Here is an 18,532-nt window from a genome sequence, read left to right as displayed (position 1 = left end):
TTCTACCTCAGTTTCAACGTGGCAAGGCCGACCAACACCAGAATCACGGTGATGATCCAGAAACGGACGATCACGCGCGGCTCGGGCCAGCCCTTGAGTTCAAAGTGGTGATGGATGGGCGCCATGCGGAAAACGCGGCGGCCGGTCAATTTAAAGGATGCGACCTGAATGACGACTGACAGGGTCTCCATTACGAAGACGCCGCCCATGATGAACAGAACGATTTCCTGACGGACGATGACCGCGATGGTGCCCAAAGCCGCGCCCAGGGCCAGCGCCCCGACATCACCCATGAACACTTGAGCCGGGTAGGTGTTGAACCAGAGGAAACCCAGCCCTGCGCCGATCAGCGCGCCACAGAACACAATCAATTCGCCCGCGCCCGGCACGTAAGGGATCAACAGATATTCCGCGAACTTCACGTTACCCGACAGGTAGCAGAAGATCCCCAGTGCGCCGCCGACCATCACGGTCGGCATGATCGCCAGACCGTCCAGGCCATCCGTGAGGTTCACGGCGTTGCTGGAGCCGACGATCACGAAGTAGGTCAGCACGACGAAGCCAATGCCCAGCGGGATGCTGAAGTCTTTGAGCATCGGGATCAGCAGCGTGGTTTCCACGGGCGATTGCGCAGTCATGTAAAGGAAGATCGCCGCGCCCAGGCCGAACACCGATTGCCAGAAGTATTTCCAGCGGCTCGGCAGCCCGCGCGAGTTCTTCTCGATCACCTTGCGGTAGTCGTCGACCCAGCCGATGGCGCCGAACAGCAGCGTGACGATCAGCACGACCCACACATAGCGGTTGCTCAGATCAGCCCACAACAACGTGGCGATGCCGATTGCAGACAGAATCAGCGCGCCACCCATGGTCGGCGTGCCGGACTTGGACAGGTGCGATTGGGGTCCGTCGTTACGCACGGATTGACCGATCTGCTTGCTCTGCAGGGCGCGGATCATCCACGGGCCCAGGCACAGGGAAAGTGACAGCGCAGTGAGCACGCCAAGGATCCCGCGCAGGGTCAGGTACTGAAAGACCGCGAAGCCTTTGTAGAACTGTTGCAGATACTCGGCCAGCAGCAGCAGCATTAATGTTTCTCCAGGCGTGTTCCGCATAAGGCCGCTACGACGTTTTCCATCGCAGCGCTGCGTGAACCTTTAATCAAAATGGTGGTGTTTTTATCGTGCTCGGCGCCAAGCGCTTCGATCAGCTCGGCCTGAGTTTCAAAATGGCGGGCATCCTGCCCGAAAGCCTTGACCGCATGGGCCATCAGCGGACCGACGGCATACAGCGCGTCGACTTTGCCGACCGCGTATTCGCCGACATCGCGATGGCCCTGCTCCGCCCAGGCGCCCAGCTCGCCGATGTCGCCCAGCACCAGAACCCTGCGGCCCGGAAAACCGGTGAGGATGTCGGTCGCGGCAGCCACGGAAGTGGGGTTGGCGTTGTAAGTGTCATCAATGACGCGCATGCCGTTCGGCGCCAGTTGCGCGACGGTGCGGCCCTTGACCGGCTGTACGTCGTCAAGCCCGGTCACGATGCCCGCGAGCGAAACGCCCAGCGCATGGGCAGCAGCGGCCGCGGCCAACGCATTGGCAACGTTGTGCGTGCCCAGCAGATTCAACTGCACCGGGGCTGAGCCGTTCGGGGTGTTCAACGTGAATGCCGGGCAACCGCGCGCATCAATGCCCAGGTCGCTGGCGTAAAAGTCAGCACGGCTGTTGTCGAGCGCGAAGCTCAACACGTTGCGCGAGCCGGCGCGGGCCACCCAGATATCGAACGCCTTGTCGTCGAGGTTCAATACCGCAACACCGCGAGCGTCCAGGCCTTCGATGATCTCGCCCTTGGCTTCGACGATCTTTTCCGGACCGCCGAACTCGCCCACGTGGGCAGTCCCGGCGTTGGTCAGGACCGAAACATGGGGCTTGGTCAGGCTGACCGTGAAAGCTATCTCGCCCACACGGGACGCGCCCAGTTCGATCACGGCTGCATCGAATTCTGGCGCCAGCTCCAGCAGCGTCAACGGCACGCCGAGTTCGTTGTTCAGGTTGCCGCGGGTCGCCAGCACAGGACCGCGGGTGCGCAGGATGCTCGCCAGCATTTCCTTCACGGTGGTCTTGCCGCTGGAACCGGTGATCGCAGCGACCGGCTTGTCTATGAAGGCATTGCGGTTCATCGCGCCGAGTTGCGCGAGGGCTTTGCGGGTGTCGGTGACGATCAACTGCGGCAGCGAACTGCCCGGGACCTCGCGTTCAACCAACGCGCCGACTGCGCCTTTGGCAGCAACTTGATCGAGATAGTCGTGACCGTCGAAGCGCGGGCCGGTCAGCGCCACGAACAATTGGCCGGGCGTGATTGCGCGGCTGTCGATGCTGACACCGGAAAAACTGCAGTCATGGCCGACACGACGTGCGTCGAGCGGCACCAGCAGTTCGCTGAACGAGAGCGGCTTAAGCATGTGCAGCCTCCCAGGCGTCGAGCGCGTTGGTGGCTTCTTCCAGATCGGAAAACGGCTGACGCTGCCCGTTGATTTCCTGGTAATCCTCATGGCCCTTGCCGGCCAGCACGATCACATCGGCAGCGGACGCCTGGGCGATGATCTGCGCGATCGCCTGACCGCGCCCGGCAACGAAATCGACTGCGTTTGCCGAGACGAACCCAGCACGGATGTCATCGAAAATACGGGCCGGGTCTTCGCTGCGCGGGTTGTCATCGGTGACCAACACTTTGTCGGACAGACGCTCGACCACTTCGGCCATCAGCGGACGCTTGCCGCGATCGCGATCGCCGCCGCAGCCGAACAGGCAGGTCAGTTGACCTTTTGCATGAGGACGCAACGCCGCGAGCACTTTTTCCAACGCGTCAGGGGTGTGGGCGTAATCGACCACCACCAGCGGACGCGAGCCACCGCCCAGCCGCTGCATCCGGCCCGCAGGGCCTTCCAGCGTCGGCAGGACTTTCAAGATGTCGTCCAGCGGGTAATCGAGCCCCATCAACGCGCCGACCGCAGCCAGCACGTTGCTCAGGTTGAAACGGCCCAGCAGCCTGCTGCGCAAGGCATGACTGCCTTGGGGGGTTACCAGGGTCGCGCGCACGCCATCATCATCGAAATGCGCATCGCGGCAGAACAGGTAAGCGCTGCTGTCTTCCAGGCTGTAGGTAATCAGCCGTGAAGGGTGCGGCGCAGCGGCGAGCTGGCGACCAAACCCGTCGTCAAGATTGACCACACGGCAGCGCAGGTCATTCCAGGCGAACAGCTTGGCCTTGGCAGCCGCGTAAGCCTCCATGGTGCCGTGGTAATCGAGATGGTCACGGGACAGGTTGGTCATCACTGCCACGTCGAAAGCCAACGCAGTAACCCGGCCCTGATCCAGCCCGTGGGACGAAACTTCCATGGCAACCGCTTTGGCCCCGGCCCTTTTCAGGTCGTACAGGGTCGATTGCACGGAGATCGGATCCGGCGTGGTGTGGATGCCGCTTTTCAGCTCGCTATAGAAGCCAGTACCCAGTGTGCCGATGATGCCGCAGTGCTGGCCGAGCTTGTCCAACGCCTGTGCGACCAATTGAGTCACGCTGGTTTTGCCGTTGGTGCCAGTCACACCGATCAGGTTCAGGTTGCGGCTCGGGTCGCCATAAAAGCGCCCGGCAATGTCGGACAACTGCGCTGCCAGACCCTTGACCGGAATCATCGGGATATCGGTGATCGGCAGCACCTTGGCGCCTACGACCTCGTAAGCAATGGCCGCCGCGCCGTGGGCGATGGCGTCGGTGATGTGCTCACGGCCGTCAACCTTGAGGCCCGGAATCGCCAGAAACAGATCGCCCGGACGCACTTTGCGGCTGTCCAGGGTCAGTTCGCGAATCAGCAGATCGCGGTTGCACTGCGCAAACAGCTTGCTCAAATTCAAAGACATCAGCCACGTCCTCCCTTGACTGGGGCGGCGGCGGGCACGGCGTTGGCTTGTTGCTCAGGCGGAATCGGCGCGAGGTTGTCCGGGCGCACGTTCATCAAGCGCAGCGTGCCCGACATCACCTTGCTGAAGACTGGAGCGGAAACCAGACCACCGAAGTAACCGCCTTTGCTCGGCTCATCGATGACCACAACAACCGCGTAACGCGGGTTGCTCATCGGGCCGAAGCCGGCGAACAGCGAACGGTAGGAGTTTTCCGCGTAGCCCTTGGTGCCCACGGATGTCTTACGCGCGGTACCGGACTTGCCTGCCACGTGATACGACGGAACGCGCGCACGGTAAACGCCACGCGGGTCTTCGATCACTTGCTGCAACATGCCCTGCACCGTCTTGGCCGTCGCTTCCGGAATGGCCTGAACCGACTCGGCTGGATTATCAGTTTTGAGAATGGTCAGTGGCACGATCCTGCCGTTGTTGGCCAGCGCCGCGTAGGCGTGGACCAACTGCAGCGCCGTCACCGACAGGCCGTAGCCGTACGACAGCGTTGCGGTTTCAGCCTTGCGCCACTCACGGTAGTTCGGCAGGTTGCCGACGCGCTCGCCCGGGAAGCCGAGGCCGGTGTATTGGCCCAGGCCCACACGCTGCATGGCGTGGAAAATCGCTTCGCCACCCACGTCGAACGCGACTTTACTCATGCCGACGTTACTGGAATTGATCAGAATGCCGGTCAGGTCGAGGATCGGGCCTTCGGTTTTGGTCACGTCACGGATGGTGTATTTGCCGATCTGCAACGTGCCCGGGTACACCTCGACCTTGTCGCTCGGCTTCCAGCGGCCGCTTTCCAGTGCGGCGGTCATGGAGATCGGCTTCATGGTCGAACCCGGCTCGAACACGTCGATGATCGCGCGGTTACGCATCGCCGCCGGCACCATGGTGCGACGGTTGTTCGGGTTGTACGTCGGCTGATTGACCATCGCCAGCACTTCGCCGGTTTTCACGTCCATGATCACCAGGCTGCCGGCCTTGGCGTCGTTTTCCTGAATGGCGTTGCGCAGCTCGCGGGTCGCCAGGTATTGCAGGCGCAGATCAATAGACAAAGCCAAGGTCTTGCCGGCCTTGGCGTTTTTCTTCACTTGCAGGTCTTTGATCATCCTGCCGCGCCGATCCTTGATGACCTGCCGCTTGCCGGGGACGCCTGCAAGCCAGTCTTCGTAGGCCAGCTCTACGCCTTCACGGCCGTGATCGTCGAGGTCGGTAAAGCCGACCATGTGCGCGGTGACATCGCCCGCCGGGTAGAAACGGCGGAATTCTTCCTTGCCGTAAACGCCCGGGACTTTCAGATCAAGCACCGACTGACCCTGCTCCGGGGTCAGGCCACGGACCAGATAGATGAATTCTTTGCTTGCCTGTTCGTTGAGGCGATCCGTCAACGCCTTGGGATCCTGCCCCAACGCTTGCGCAAGCTGGACCCATTTGGTCTTGTCGGCCTGCATTTCGGACGGGTTTGCCCAGATGGTGGTGACCGGCGTACTGACGGCCAGCGGCTCACCGTTGCGGTCGGTGATCAGACCACGGTGGGCAGGAATCGAAACGGTGCGAAGGCTGCGCGCATCGCCCTGCTCGATCAGGAAGCGATGGTCGATGACCTGGAGGTCGACGATGCGGTAGCAGATCGCGATGACCATGACCGACAGCAGGCCGACCACGACGCGAAACCGCCACGGGTAGAGCGCCCCTTCGAGTTTCATCATGGCGACACCATCCGGATGTCGGCGGCGTTCGGGATGCGCATTTTCAGCTGATCAGTGGCCAGGGCCTCGATACGGCTGTGGGCAGTCCAGGTGCTCTGCTCAAGAATCAGGCGCCCCCACTCGGCCTGCGCCTTGTCGCGCACGCTGAGTTCACCGTAAAGGGAGTTGAGCAGCTGACGGTTCCAGTGCGCGCTGTACGCCACACCGATCGCTGACACCAGCACGGCGATAAACAGCATCAGCATGAAGAAGCTGCCGCCCGGCAGGGGCTTGAAGAAACCGCGGTTCATCGGAGTTTCTCCGCGACGCGCATGACGGCGCTGCGCGAACGCGGATTGGCGCGGGTTTCATCATCGGACGCGAACTGCGCCTTGCCGATCAGCTTGATACGCGGCTCGAAGGCCTGATGACGGATCGGCAGGTTGCGCGGCAGGTTGTCGGCTTCGCCCTTGACCAGCTTGCGCATGAACAATTTGACGATGCGGTCTTCCAGCGAGTGGAAGCTGATGACCACCAGACGGCCGCCCACTTCAAGGGCGTCCAGCGCAGCGTCAAGGCCGGCTTCCAGATCACCCAGTTCGTTGTTGACGTGAATGCGCAGGCCCTGGAACGCGCGGGTCGCCGGGTTCTTGCCCTTTTCCCACGCCGGGTTGGCGACTTTCAGCACTTCGGCGAGATCGCCGGTGCGCTCGAACGGCTGAGTCTCGCGGCGGGCCACGACAGCACCGGCCATGCGGCGGGAGAAACGCTCTTCGCCGTATTCCTTGAAAACGCGGGCGATCTCTTCGGCGGGCGCAGTGTTGACGAACTCGGCTGCGCTGATGCCGCGGGACGGGTCCATGCGCATGTCGAGGGGGCCATCGTTCATGAAGCTGAAGCCGCGCTCGGGGTCGTCCAGTTGTGGCGACGACACACCGAGATCCAGCAGAATGCCGCTGACCTTGCCCGCCAACCCGCGTTCTTGAGCTTCGGCGCCCAATTCAGCAAAGCTGCGCTGCACAATGACAAAGCGGCCGTCTTCGGCCGCCAGCGTTTGCCCGGTGGCAATCGCTTGGGGATCTTTATCGAATCCGAGAAGCCGACCCTCCGGCCCCAGGTTCTGCAATATAAGGCGGCTGTGTCCGCCACGACCGAACGTGCCATCCAGATAGCAGCCATCGGCGCGCACCGCGAGAGCCTCGACGGCTTCTTCGAGCAGTACGGTGATGTGGGTAAAGCCGCTATTCGTAGTCACAGGATCAAATCACGCAGTTCATCGGGCATCGCACCCGGTTTTTGAATGGCCGCAAGGTCCGCATCAGCAAGTGCGTTCCAGGCGTCCTCATCCCACAGTTGAAACTTGTTGAGCTGGCCTACCAGCATCACTCGCTTATCGAGCTTGGCGTATTCACGCAAACGTGGCGGCACCAGGAAACGCCCGCTGCCGTCCAACTCCAGATCAACCGCATTACCGATCAACAGCCGCTGCAGGCGACGGTTTTCTTCACGGAACGTGGCGAGCTCGCGCAGCTTGGCCTCAATCAACTCCCACTCGGGAAGCGGATAGATGCACAAGCACGGGTCGACGGTATCAATGGTGACAATCATCTGGCCGGCGCTACGCGAATCCAACTCGTCACGGTACCGGCTCGGCATAGCGAGACGGCCCTTTGCGTCGAGATTGATTGCGTTTGCACCACGGAACACAGGCGCGATCTCCAAATATTATCTTTTTGCGGTCAAAAAACCCACTTCACGCCACTTTCCGCCACTTGCGCACACTATAGGAATGCGCCCACCACACCGTCAAGGCGACTTCACGAGGAAAACCCTTACAGGACGGATATTTAGGAGCACTTACGCAGGAGATGTAGCGGATTTCAGACCGGTCCTACGGATATTTCCGAGGATGAACAAACAGATGAGGTCTGAAGTTAAAGTGATTTGTGAGGTTTAAGATTTTTTTGGTATTACGGAAGGGGATGAATCGTACAAACGAGGGGAAGAAAAGGAGGTGGAGAGTCGATCTGTAAGCCGGGTTCTGTCGAGGACAGTCATTCCTCTACGATGGCCATCACTGGACATCTTTAGCAACCTACCCGGTTCCAGCGCGGGCCACGCCTTGGAACCCTATTTGGTCTTGCTCCGAGTGGGGTTTACCTAGCCACGAACTGTTGCCAGACGTGCGGTGCGCTCTTACCGCACCTTTTCACCCTTACCGGCACCGAAATGCTTAGGCGGTTATTTTCTGTGGCACTTTCCGTAGGCTCACGCCCCCCAGGCGTTACCTGGCACTCCGCCCTATGGAGCCCGGACTTTCCTCCCCCCTCCATTGCAGAACAATGAAAGGCAGCGACTGTCCAATCGACTCTCCGCCGCCAAGGTTAATGGGAGGGCGGCTCAAGAACAAGCTTTAATCGGCTCTCGCGCCATTTGCAGAGCTGCCCGCGACATCCCGTCACACGCCTTTCTGTTTATCCAGCGCCACCTGATAGAGCAGGTTCTTGCGTACACCGGTGATCTCTGCTGCCAGTGCGGCGGCACGCTTTAGGGGCATTTCCTCCAGCAGCAGATCCAGCACCCGCCGCGCTTCGGCGCCAATCACATCTTCGCCTTCAGGCTCGCTGCAGCCCGCCACAAGCACCACGCACTCGCCGCGCTGCTGATTACTGTCGCCCTCAACAAAGGCACGAAGCTCGGACAGCGGCAGCCCCTTGAGGGTTTCGAACGTTTTGGTTAATTCGCGGCCGAGCACCGCGGGACGGTCCGGGCCGAAGACCGCTTCCATGTCCTGAAGGCATTCGAGAATGCGGTGGGGCGCTTCATAGAAGATAAGCGTGCGCGGTTCTTCCTTGACGAGTTCGAGCCGCGCCTTTCGACCCACCGACTTGGCCGGCAAGAAGCCTTCGAAGATGAAGCGGTCCGAGGGCAACCCCGCCGCAGAGAGCGCCGCGATCAAGGCGCAGGCGCCAGGGACCGGGATCACTTGAATACCGGCTGCCCGGGCCTGACGCACCAGATGGTAACCGGGGTCGGAAATCAGCGGCGTGCCGGCATCGGAAATCAACGCAACGTTATCGCCGGCCAGCAGGCGCGTGATGAAGCGGCTCCCCTCCTCGCGCTCATTGTGCTCATGACAGGCCGCCAATGGCGTCGGAATGCCGAAGTGCTGCATCAGTCGTAACGAGTGGCGGGTATCTTCTGCGGCAATCAGCGAAACATCGCGCAGCACCTTCAAGGCGCGGGCACTGATGTCATCCAGGTTGCCGATCGGCGTGGCCACCACATAAAGCGCGCCTGTAGTGGAATTCGAAGCACCCGGAGCAGTCAAAGCGCACACCTCATGTTGTGTAAAAGCCTGCATTGTACAGGCTGCGGCCGACAAAACAGGACGTCGCACCCCGTGAGTCCAGAAAAGCAGCTCGAACACCCGCAACATGGCAGCGACTCCGCGACAGTCCGACTCACGTCAACTGACGCGCCCGGAGACGATCAATATCGCCGCTTTAACGCCTTCAACGTCGCGCCCCGGCCAGTGCTTGGGTACACTTCCACGCTAATTTGCTCGAGTATCAGGAACATACACATGATCGCTTGCCTGCGGCTGTTCTCTGCCCTCTGCCTCGCTGCCCTTCTGGCTGCCTGTGCCGGTTCGCCCTCCTCCAGCCTTGGCGAATTGCCTCGCTCCCCCGATGCCAGCATCGAACAACTGCTCGAACAGGCCGCTGCGGCAAAATCGCCTGATCAGGCAGCGTTGCTGAAACTCACGGCGGCCGACCTGGCAGCGCGCCAGAACAACCCGAGCCGCGCTGCGAGCATTCTCGAGCAGGTCCAGATGGATCAGCTCAAGACCGACAAGCAAATCTACGCCAACACCTTGTCTGCCGAACTGGCATTGGGTCGCAGCCAGCCGAAAGCTGCGCTGACCGCCCTCAACCACCCGAGCATGCAGCATCTGGGCGAGATGCCGGTTGACCTGCAGACCCGCACCCACACCGTTCGCGCCCGGGCTTTCGAAGCAGATGGTCAGACCCTCGCTGCTGCGAGCGAGCGTGTGTTCATGGGCCCGTTGCTGCAAGGCGACGCCCTGAACGCCAATAACGACGCCATCTGGACGCTGGTTGCTGCGCTGCCACCCGAGCAGTTGCAAAGCTCGGCCAACGATGACATGGGCGGCTGGCTGAGCCTGGCCCGCGCGGTCAAAGGCGCCGGCACGTTGGAACAGCAACAGGCGGCCATCGACAACTGGAAGGCGCAGAATCCGCAACACCCGGCTGCGCGCCAGCTGCCGACTGCCCTCGCGCAACTGCGTGACCTGAAGAGCCAGCCGTTGACCAAGATTGCGCTGCTGCTGCCGCAAGACGGTCCGCTCGCCTCGGTCTCCCGCGCCCTGCGTGACGGCTTCATGGCCGCGAACTACCAAGCGCAGCAGGCTGGGGAGAAGCCACCTGCGATCGAAGTATTCGACAGCTCCCGCGTGACCTCGATGGACGCCTTTTATGCGCAAGCCAAGGCCGCAGGCGTGCAACTGGTAGTGGGTCCGCTGGAAAAGCCACTGGTTAAACAGCTGAGCGCTCGCCCTCAACTGCCGATCACTACGCTGGCGCTGAACTACAGCGATTCCGGCACTCAGGGCCCTGCCGAGCTGTTCCAGTTCGGTCTGGCAGCGGAAGACGAAGCCCGCGAAGTGGCCCGCCGTGCCTGGGCCGATGGCAAGCGCAGTGCGGTTGCCATGGTGCCGAAGGGCGAATGGGGTGATCGCGTGCTGGAGGCCTTCCGTCAAAGCTGGCAGGCCAAAGGCGGCACCTTGCTGGGTGCTGAGCGCATCGACCAGCCGGTCGCACTCGCTCAACAGGTGGCCGATCTGTTCCAGTTGCGCAACAGCGAAGGTCGCGCCCAGCGCGTGCAAGGCGCCACTGGCACGCAGATGGCTGCTCAGCCTTCCCGTCGCCAGGACGTGGACTTCATGTTCCTCGCTGCAACGCCTCAACAGGCTCAGCAGATCAAGCCGACCATGGTCTTCCAGTACGCTGGCGATGTTCCGGTCTATGCCACTTCGCACCTGTTCACCAACAGCGGCGACCCGGCGATGTACAACGACCTGAACGGCGTGCGCTTCTGCGAAACCCCGTGGCTGCTGAACGCCAACGACCCACTGCGCCAGCAAGTGACAGCGCAATGGCCGCAAGCCTCCGGTAGCCTTGGCCGTCTCTACGCCATGGGCATCGACGCGTATCGTCTGGCGCCACGACTGACGCAGTTGAAAACGCTGCCTGAAAGCCGCATCGACGGCCTGTCCGGCAGCCTGGCGATCGGCCAGGGCCAACGCATCGAGCGTCAACTGCCATGGGCAGAGTTCGTAGACGGTAAGGTCCAGCGCCTGCCGGACACCGCGCCTTGACCTCAGGCACGACCCGTCAAACCGCAGGGCGCGAGGCCGAAGCCTACGCCCTGCGTCACCTGCAACAGCATGGATTGCGGCTGATTACCCGCAACTGGTCATGCAAACGCGGCGAGCTTGATCTGGTCATGCTCGACGGCGATACAGTAGTATTCGTCGAAGTTCGGTATCGTCGCCACGCCGGCTGGGGTGGTCCGCTGGAAAGCGTCGATTTTCGCAAGCAGGAAAAGCTCACGCTGGCAGCTCAGTCCTTTCTGCAAAGCGAGGTGCGCTGGGCCGATTCGCCGTGCCGCTTCGACGTCGTCGCGATCAATGGCGCTCCCGGCACATCACCCGCGCTTAACTGGCTGACCAACGCTTTCGATTGCTGAAAACGCGATGATTCCGTGGGATTGCAGCGTAAGATCGGCCGCCTTCCCGGCTAAAGCCGGTCCTACTGCACCAACCCAACGAACCACACTGGCTCTTTTGCTCTTTGCTTTGCGGGCTGCACAGTTTTGTGCCGGGACGCCGATGACTTATCGGACGCCGCCCCGACCAGCCGCCCCTATTAAGGTTTTCATAGATGGACATGCAATCCCGAATTCGCCAGCTTTTTCAGGCCAGCATCGACACCAAGCAACAGGCGATGGATGTTGTTGCACCCCACATCGAGCAAGCCAGCCAAGTGATGGTCAACGCCCTGCTCAACGAGGGCAAGATGCTCGCTTGCGGTAATGGCGGTTCGGCTGGCGATGCCCAGCACTTTTCCTCGGAGCTGCTTAACCGCTTCGAACGCGAGCGACCGAGCCTGCCCGCCATAGCGCTGACCACTGACACCTCCACCATCACCTCCATCGCCAACGACTACAGCTACAACGAAATCTTTTCCAAACAGATTCGTGCGCTGGGTCAGCCGGGCGATGTGCTGCTGGCGATTTCCACCAGCGGCAATTCGGCGAACATTATTCAGGCCATCCAGGCCGCACATGATCGTGAAATGATTGTCGTAGCCTTGACCGGCCGCGATGGCGGCGACGTTGCGTCGTTGCTGTTGCCGGAGGACGTTGAAATCCGCGTCCCGGCGAAAGTCACCGCACGTATTCAGGAAGTCCACCTGCTGGCGATCCACTGCCTTTGCGACTTGATCGACAGCCAACTGTTCGGGAGTGAAGAATGATATCCAAACGTCTTAGCCTGCTGGCCCTGACGCTCTGCCTGGGCATCAGCGGATGCAGCTCGGTGATCAACGCCAGCCGTGAAGCGCCGATCGATGACGATCGCGGTACACGCACCTTCGGCAGCAAGATCGACGACTCGCTGATCGAGACCAAGGTCGCGGTCAACATCGCCAAGGCCAGCCCTGATCTGGACAACGCATCGCACATCGTCGTGACCAGCTTCAACGGCATCGTCCTGTTGGCCGGCCAGACCCCGCGCGCCGACCTCAAACAACTGGCCGAGCAAACCGCCAGCCAGGTGCAGAAGGTCAAGAAGGTCAACAACGAGCTGCAGGTCACCGGCCCGTCCTCGATGCTGGCGCGCAGCAATGACGCCTGGCTGACGAGCAAGATCAAAACCGAGATGCTCACCGACAGCGCCATCCCGGGCTCGCGCATCAAAGTCGTGACTGAAAACGGCATCGTCTACCTGCTGGGCCTGCTGACCCAGGCCGAAGCCACCCGCGCCACCAACCTGGTGCAAGGCGTCGGCGGCGTGCAGAAGATCGTGAAGCTGTTTGAGTACATCGACTGACGGTGTGGCAGATTTGCCGAAGGTTTTTAAGCCCTCCACGTGAGGGCTTTTTATTGCAGCGCTTTTGGTCCAGTGCCAGCAGCATTTAACGAGAAGTGGGTCTACATCGATGGTAGCCCTGGCAGACTGGCCAGAGCCGCTTCAGCCTCCAGACGCGTTCGCTACTCACCCGGATGGCAAGCAAATAGAACCGGCGCAGACGCGAGCTGGCAAATGTCCAGAAACAAAAACCCCGACTCGAGGCCGGGGTGGGTGTTTCGTGGTCTTTGCAAAAAGTCTTAAGCTTTCGCCCATTGGAGCTCATTGCCAACCTGGAGAGTGATGCTATGGGTGGGTGACATCTATGTCAACCCACATTCTTACAGGCGCCTCGCTGAAAGGAAGCCGAGCATGCCGCACACCGTCCAGTACAGACCCGTGCTGATTGATCAAATCATCAGCTCTCACCGAATCTCCAGCTACGCCAAAGTTTTCTCCGTCAGCAATGACGTAGAGCTGGTTGGCGCTTACCTATGGAATTCCCATGTCTGCGCTTCCCTCTACCCCCTACTCAGTGCAGCTGAAGTCACGCTGAGGAATGCGATTGACTCTGCGCTCACGGCTGACATCGGTAAATTCTGGTGGAAAAAAGGCAAACTTCGCTACAGAAGCTATACCGCAGGAGTCGTAAAAACTCCGCAGCCTGTTGAATATTTGACCAATAATTTCCAGTCAGCCTTCAAGATCGCCAGAAGGGAAAAAGGGAAACGACCGGGCAGCGGTGGCGCTCCCGATCACCAAGAGATCGTTTCACAAGCCGATTTTTCCACGTGGGAATTCGTCCTTGATAATGAATTCATGGGCAACAATCTCATTTGGCCGAAGAATCTGGGACAAGTGTTTAGAGGCACATGGCCTACGAGTGCGAGCATGCTTCAGGTGTGCAAAAACCGCGTTTCGCTTGTTCGCAACTTTCGTAACCGAGTGTTCCACCATGAGCCGGCCTGGAAGCGCTTCGGCGTTACGGACGAGCAGCAAGCAGTGGCTCATTTACATGAAAAAATCGACAAAATTGTCGAGCTGATTTCATGGATTTCGCCAGAGAAAATTGATCTGCTAGAGAAAAGCGGCGTGATCCGAACTGCATATCGGGCGTGCTCGGTGGCCGAAATTGAACGGTTAAAATATCGGTCGAAGACGAGCGCGATCAACAGCATGACTAAACTCATCAAAGTTGCTGAAGCTGCCAGCGTCAGCAACGAGGTCATCAAAATTGAAATCTACGGAAAGCGCAAAGTGACATACACGATTCAGCGAACCTGAACCAGGCTTGGATGGGCAACCGCCAGTCGGCACACACAAAAAAGGCGATCCCTCGGGATCGCCTTTTTCGTTGCTGCAGAAGCGACTTACTTGACCACTTTCAGACTCGGCCGGCCCGTAGGGCGTGGTGGCTCGTCGTTCGGTGGCGGCATGTCGTCTTCGACGTCCAGATCTTCGTCTTCATCCACAGCAGGCTCCAGGTCGAAGACCATGCCCTGCCCGTTCTCGCGGGCATAAATGCCCATGATCGCGGCAATAGGCACGTACAGGCTGTGGGGAACGCCGCCGAAGCGGCCTTCGAAACTCACCGCGTCGTTGTCCATGTGCAAATGGCGCACGGCGCTCGGCGAGATGTTCAGAACGATCTGCCCGTCATTGGCGAAGCCTTGCGGGACTTGCACCGCTGGGTAATCGGGATTGACGAGTACGTGCGGTGTGCAATCGTTATCGACGATCCACTCATACAGCGCGCGGATCAGATAAGGGCGACTGGAGTTCATCAAACGGCTCCTAAGGCCTTAGCGCATGTCGCGTTCGACACCAGACAGACTTGCCTGAAATGCCTCACGCGCAAATTGGCGCTCCATGTAGTCAAGCAGCGGCTTGGCGGGCCGCGGCAATTCGATACCCAGAATCGGCAGGCGCCAGAGTATGGGCAATAGACAGCAGTCGACCAGACTTTGCTCGTCGCTCAGGAAAAAAGGCTTATCCGCGAACAACGGCGATACGCCGGTCAGACTTTCGCGCAGCTCCTTGCGCGCCTGAACACGTGCGGCTTCTTTGCTGCGCGGGTCCAGAATCAGATCCACCAGACCGCACCAGTCGCGCTGAATCCTGTGGATCAGCAAGCGGCTGTTGGCACGCGCCACCGGATAGACCGGGAGCAGCGGCGGATGGGGATAACGCTCGTCCAGGTATTCCATTACCACCGTCGACTCGTACAACGCCAGGTCACGATCAACCAGGGTCGGCACGCTGCCGTACGGATTCACCTCGATCAATTTGGGCGGATGACGGCCCTCGACAACTTCAATGATCTCGGCGCTGACACCTTTCTCGGCGAGCACAATGCGCACGCGATGGGAATAGTGGTCGGCGGGGTCGGAGTAACAGGCCAACCGATTGGTCACGCCCATGGCGGTCCTCCTCGCTTGTAGATATTCAAAAAGCAGAAATACGGATGCGCCGCGAGGGCGCTTTCGGCGACGTCCACGATGATCGGGTGTTCAACGCGGGCGACAAGATAGCTCATTTACTCAAGGTAGATTCTGCAATCTTCAGCCCGCCACTATACCCGCTCTGCCTCCATTACCTGAAACAGCGCAGCAGCAGGTGGCCGAGACACGCGAATCAGACGCCTGCTCAACGGATGTCTTTCCAGAATTCCCGCTTGAGCAGCCAGGCCAGGATGAACAACACGGCCAGGTAAAGCAGTACGTAGGTGCCGATGCGCTGATGCTGCAGCTTGTCCGGATTGGCCGAATAGGCGAGGAAGGTGACGAGGTTCTTCACCTTCTCGTCGAACTGCGCGTTGGTCAGCGTGCCGGTGTTGGGCACGATGATCAGTTGATCGCAGGCTTCGTGATTCAGGGGCGTGTCGGTGTGTTTTTCCCCGTCTTCGACGCGCTGAACCTCTTTGCAACCGAGCCTCTGACGCCCCTGAAGCCCTTCCAGCACGTTGGGCATGGCCACGTTGGGGAAAACGGTGTTGTTCACGCCCCAGGGCCGCGTCGGGTCCTCGTAGAACGAACGCAGATAGCCATAGAGCCAGTCAGTTCCGCGAACGCGGGCGACAAGGGTCAGATCGGGAGGTGCTGCGCCAAACCAGGTTTTCGCATCCGCCGGCTGCATGCCGATGGTCATGTGATCGCCGATCTTCGCTCCGGCAGGCGCCAGCTTTTCCAGCATGCGCTCGTGGGAAATGCCTAAATCGTCCGCGACGCGTTCATAGCGCTGGAATTTGGCGCTGTGGCAACCCATGCAGTAATCAACGAACGTCCGCGCGCCATCCTGCAGGGCGGACTTGTCGGACACATCGATATCAACGCTCTCAAGGCCCGCGCCATGCTCATCCGCGAACGACAGCGCCGGCAACATGGCCATGAGCAAGACAACGAGCAGGGTTTTCATCAGCCGGTCACCCTGTCCGGTACCGGCTTCGTCCGCTCCATGCGCGTGTAGAACGGCATCAGGATGAAGTTGGCGAAATACGTGAAGGTGCAGACTTGTGCCAGCAATGCGCGCCCGGGACTCGGCGGAAGAACGCCCAGCACCCCGAGCGTCACGAAGCACACGCAAAACACCGTTAGCCCCGCGCGGCTCAGCCAGCCTTTGTAGCGCATCGATTTGACCGGGCTGCGGTCAAGCCACGGCAGCACGAACAGCACCGCGATCGCCGCGCCCATGGTCATGACGCCGAGAAGCTTGTCCGGGATGGCGCGCAAGATCGCGTAGAAGGGCGTGAAGTACCAGACCGGCGCAATGTGCTCCGGGGTCTTGAGTGGGTTCGCTGGCTCGAAGTTGGGCTGCTCGAGAAAGTAACCCCCCATCTCCGGGAAGAAAAATACCACCGAGCAAAAGATAAACAGAAACACCACGACGCCGAGCAGATCCTTGACCGTGTAGTACGGGTGGAAGGGAATGCCATCCAGCGGGTTGCCGTTCTCGTCCTTGTACTTGTTGATGTCGACGCCGTCGGGGTTATTCGAGCCCACTTCATGCAGCGCCAGAATATGCAGCACCACAAGCCCGAGGATCACGATTGGCAGCGCCACGACATGCAGCGCGAAGAAGCGGTTGAGGGTGATCCCGGAGACCAGATAATCGCCGCGGATCCACTGTGCGAGGTCGTTGCCGATCAACGGAATGGCGCCGAACAGGGAAATGATCACCTGCGCCCCCCAGTACGACATCTGCCCCCATGGCAGGAGGTAGCCTGTGAACGCCTCGGCCATCAGCGCCAGATAAATCAGCATGCCGAAGATCCAGACCAACTCCCGCGGCTTCTGATAAGAGCCGTACAGCAGGCCGCGAAACATGTGCAGGTAGATGACGATGAAGAACGCTGACGCGCCGGTCGAATGCAACAGCCGCAGGATCGAGCCGTATTCGACGTCGCGCATGATGGACTCGACCGAGGCAAAGGCGCCCTCTGCCGTGGGCGTGTAATTCATCGTCAGCCAGATGCCCGTGAGGATCTGGTTGACCAACACCAGCAATGCCAGCGCGCCGAATATATAGAAAAAATTCAGGTTTCTGGGCACGTAGTACTTGCTGAGGTGGTTTTCCCACATTGAGGTCACGGGCAAGCGCGCATTGATCCAGTCCATGAGCCTGCTCATCACGCTTCCTCCTGATCCACGCCAATGACGATGATTGAGTCCGACTCGTAGGAATGCGGCGGCACTGGCAAATTCAGCGGTGCAGGCTGTGCCTTGTACACGCGGCCAGCCAAATCGTAACGGGAGCCGTGGCAGGGACAGAAATATCCGCCGCCCCAGTCCTTGCCCAGGTCAGCGGGGGCGACTTCGGGGCGAAACGTCGGTGAGCAGCCGAGATGGGTACAGATGCCGACCAACAGCAGGATTTCCGGGCGGATGGAACGGACCACCGGATCGACGTAGCCAGGCTGGGCGGAGGCCTTTGACTCGGGGTCGGAGAGCTTGCCGGTAAGCTGGCCCAGACGGGAAAGGATCTCGGGCGTACGACGGACAATGAACACCGGCTGCCCGCGCCATTCGGCGATCATCTGCTGGCCGGGCTCAATCTTGCTGATATTGACTTTGACAGGCGCTCCCGCAGCCCTGGCCCTGGCGCTCGGGAACCATGAGCCCACGAACGGCATGGCGGCGCCGACCGCGCCTGCTGCGCCCACCACAGACGTGGCCGTCACAAGGAAGCGACGCCGGCCCGTGTTTACGCCGTCATTGCCCATGGCGCCCTCTCCCGTCAGCATCCGAGATCTCCTTGACCAGGCCCTCGGAATCAATAAAAGACAGCCATAAAAAAACGCCCAGCTTCGTATAGAAACTGAGCGTTCTTTTTGAACGGAAGCGAATTAACGCTTCGAGTACTGCGGACGCTTACGCGCTTTACGCAGACCGACTTTCTTACGTTCAACTTCGCGAGCATCGCGAGTGACGAAGCCTGCTTTGCGCAGAGCGCCGCGCAGGGTTTCGTCGTACTGCATCAGAGCGCGGGTGATACCGTGGCGGATTGCGCCAGCTTGACCACTCACACCACCGCCGATGACAGTGACGTAGATGTCGAATTTCTCGACAGTCTGAGTCAGTTCCAGCGGCTGACGAACTACCATGCGGGCAGTTTCGCGACCGAAGAACGAGTCCAGGGAACGGTTGTTGATGGAGATGTTACCGGTGCCCGGACGCAGGAAAACGCGAGCGGTTGCGGTCTTGCGACGGCCAGTGCCGTAATTTTGAGTCGCCGACATAATGAAC

Annotated in this window: 19 protein-coding genes and 1 other RNA gene; 5 read left to right on the top strand and 15 right to left on the bottom strand. The window is 60.3% G+C overall.

Features of this window, described 5'->3' with window-relative positions:
- Window positions 1-2 precede the first annotated feature (2 nt).
- The 9 genes from mraY to rsmI all read right to left on the bottom strand — a co-directional run bounded on the left by mraY (window position 3) and on the right by rsmI (window position 9,002).
- On the bottom strand, window positions 3-1,085 hold the full coding sequence (gene mraY / locus ACYASU_RS16465; protein ID WP_037014691.1) for a phospho-N-acetylmuramoyl-pentapeptide-transferase: 1,083 nt from the start codon (window positions 1,083-1,085) through the stop codon (window positions 3-5).
- The gene (locus ACYASU_RS16460) at window positions 1,085-2,455 is read right to left on the bottom strand and encodes a UDP-N-acetylmuramoyl-tripeptide--D-alanyl-D-alanine ligase (RefSeq protein WP_463583394.1); all 1,371 of its coding nucleotides are present in this window, start codon (window positions 2,453-2,455) and stop codon (window positions 1,085-1,087) included. Before ACYASU_RS16460 ends, mraY begins: the two co-directional genes overlap by 1 nt.
- Complete coding sequence (locus tag ACYASU_RS16455) at window positions 2,448-3,911, bottom strand: UDP-N-acetylmuramoyl-L-alanyl-D-glutamate--2,6-diaminopimelate ligase (protein ID WP_463583393.1); 1,464 nt, start codon at window positions 3,909-3,911, stop codon at window positions 2,448-2,450. Before ACYASU_RS16455 ends, ACYASU_RS16460 begins: the two co-directional genes overlap by 8 nt.
- On the bottom strand, window positions 3,911-5,659 hold the full coding sequence (locus tag ACYASU_RS16450) for a peptidoglycan D,D-transpeptidase FtsI family protein (protein ID WP_463583392.1): 1,749 nt from the start codon (window positions 5,657-5,659) through the stop codon (window positions 3,911-3,913). Before ACYASU_RS16450 ends, ACYASU_RS16455 begins: the two co-directional genes overlap by 1 nt.
- Entirely contained in the window at window positions 5,656-5,949 is a 294-nt protein-coding gene (gene ftsL, locus ACYASU_RS16445) for a cell division protein FtsL (RefSeq protein WP_192171762.1), read from the bottom strand. The genes ACYASU_RS16450 and ftsL overlap by 4 nt, the downstream gene beginning before the upstream one ends.
- On the bottom strand, window positions 5,946-6,893 hold the full coding sequence (gene rsmH, locus ACYASU_RS16440) for a 16S rRNA (cytosine(1402)-N(4))-methyltransferase RsmH (RefSeq protein WP_423574142.1): 948 nt from the start codon (window positions 6,891-6,893) through the stop codon (window positions 5,946-5,948). Before rsmH ends, ftsL begins: the two co-directional genes overlap by 4 nt.
- A complete protein-coding gene (gene mraZ, locus ACYASU_RS16435) occupies window positions 6,890-7,345 on the bottom strand; it encodes a division/cell wall cluster transcriptional repressor MraZ (RefSeq protein ID WP_192171890.1) in 456 nt (151 codons plus the stop codon). Before mraZ ends, rsmH begins: the two co-directional genes overlap by 4 nt.
- Window positions 7,346-7,652: 307 nt before the next feature.
- Window positions 7,653-8,010, bottom strand: an RNA gene (gene rnpB / locus ACYASU_RS16430) — RNase P RNA component class A.
- An 86-nt stretch (window positions 8,011-8,096) separates the two neighbouring features.
- Window positions 8,097-9,002, bottom strand: a complete 906-nt coding sequence (gene rsmI / locus ACYASU_RS16425; protein WP_463583451.1) for a 16S rRNA (cytidine(1402)-2'-O)-methyltransferase — start codon at window positions 9,000-9,002, stop codon at window positions 8,097-8,099.
- 222 nt (window positions 9,003-9,224) lie between these two features.
- On the opposite strand from rsmI, the gene ACYASU_RS16420 reads away from it, so the two are divergent.
- The 5 genes from ACYASU_RS16420 (at window position 9,225) to ACYASU_RS16400 (ending at window position 14,075) form a co-directional block, all read left to right on the top strand.
- Window positions 9,225-11,039, top strand: coding sequence for a penicillin-binding protein activator (locus tag ACYASU_RS16420; RefSeq protein WP_192171765.1), 1,815 nt, complete (start codon window positions 9,225-9,227; stop codon window positions 11,037-11,039).
- The gene (locus ACYASU_RS16415) at window positions 11,036-11,410 is read left to right on the top strand and encodes a YraN family protein (protein WP_463583391.1); all 375 of its coding nucleotides are present in this window, start codon (window positions 11,036-11,038) and stop codon (window positions 11,408-11,410) included. The genes ACYASU_RS16420 and ACYASU_RS16415 overlap by 4 nt, the downstream gene beginning before the upstream one ends.
- 194 nt (window positions 11,411-11,604) lie before the next feature.
- Window positions 11,605-12,198, top strand: a complete 594-nt coding sequence (locus ACYASU_RS16410) for a phosphoheptose isomerase (protein ID WP_065992135.1) — start codon at window positions 11,605-11,607, stop codon at window positions 12,196-12,198.
- Window positions 12,195-12,773 (top strand): BON domain-containing protein, encoded by a 579-nt coding sequence (locus ACYASU_RS16405; RefSeq protein ID WP_192171767.1) that lies wholly within the window; start codon window positions 12,195-12,197, stop codon window positions 12,771-12,773. The genes ACYASU_RS16410 and ACYASU_RS16405 overlap by 4 nt, the downstream gene beginning before the upstream one ends.
- Window positions 12,774-13,163: 390 nt before the next feature.
- Window positions 13,164-14,075: a CAAX protease gene (locus tag ACYASU_RS16400; protein ID WP_463583390.1), complete on the top strand. Its 912-nt coding sequence runs from the start codon at window positions 13,164-13,166 to the stop codon at window positions 14,073-14,075.
- Between the two features lie 86 nt (window positions 14,076-14,161).
- On the opposite strand, the gene ACYASU_RS16395 is transcribed toward ACYASU_RS16400, so the two are convergent.
- The 6 genes from ACYASU_RS16395 to rpsI form a co-directional block, all read right to left on the bottom strand.
- A complete protein-coding gene (locus tag ACYASU_RS16395; protein ID WP_463583389.1) occupies window positions 14,162-14,575 on the bottom strand; it encodes a ClpXP protease specificity-enhancing factor in 414 nt (137 codons plus the stop codon).
- An 18-nt stretch (window positions 14,576-14,593) separates the two neighbouring features.
- Window positions 14,594-15,211: a glutathione S-transferase N-terminal domain-containing protein gene (locus tag ACYASU_RS16390; RefSeq protein ID WP_037014722.1), complete on the bottom strand. Its 618-nt coding sequence runs from the start codon at window positions 15,209-15,211 to the stop codon at window positions 14,594-14,596.
- A gap of 226 nt (window positions 15,212-15,437) precedes the next feature.
- Entirely contained in the window at window positions 15,438-16,205 is a 768-nt protein-coding gene (locus ACYASU_RS16385) for a cytochrome c1 (RefSeq protein WP_463583388.1), read from the bottom strand.
- Window positions 16,205-17,416: a cytochrome b gene (locus ACYASU_RS16380; protein WP_463583387.1), complete on the bottom strand. Its 1,212-nt coding sequence runs from the start codon at window positions 17,414-17,416 to the stop codon at window positions 16,205-16,207. Before ACYASU_RS16380 ends, ACYASU_RS16385 begins: the two co-directional genes overlap by 1 nt.
- The gene (gene petA / locus ACYASU_RS16375) at window positions 17,416-18,009 is read right to left on the bottom strand and encodes a ubiquinol-cytochrome c reductase iron-sulfur subunit (RefSeq protein ID WP_463583450.1); all 594 of its coding nucleotides are present in this window, start codon (window positions 18,007-18,009) and stop codon (window positions 17,416-17,418) included. The genes ACYASU_RS16380 and petA overlap by 1 nt, the downstream gene beginning before the upstream one ends.
- A gap of 123 nt (window positions 18,010-18,132) precedes the next feature.
- Window positions 18,133-18,525 carry a 30S ribosomal protein S9 gene (gene rpsI, locus ACYASU_RS16370; RefSeq protein WP_065992123.1) on the bottom strand — a complete coding sequence of 131 codons (393 nt, stop codon included), beginning with the start codon at window positions 18,523-18,525 and terminating at the stop codon, window positions 18,133-18,135.
- Window positions 18,526-18,532 lie beyond the last annotated feature (7 nt).

Source organism: Pseudomonas sp. HP_12 (assembly GCF_055283955.1).
This window is presented reverse-complemented; position numbering and strand designations above follow the sequence as displayed.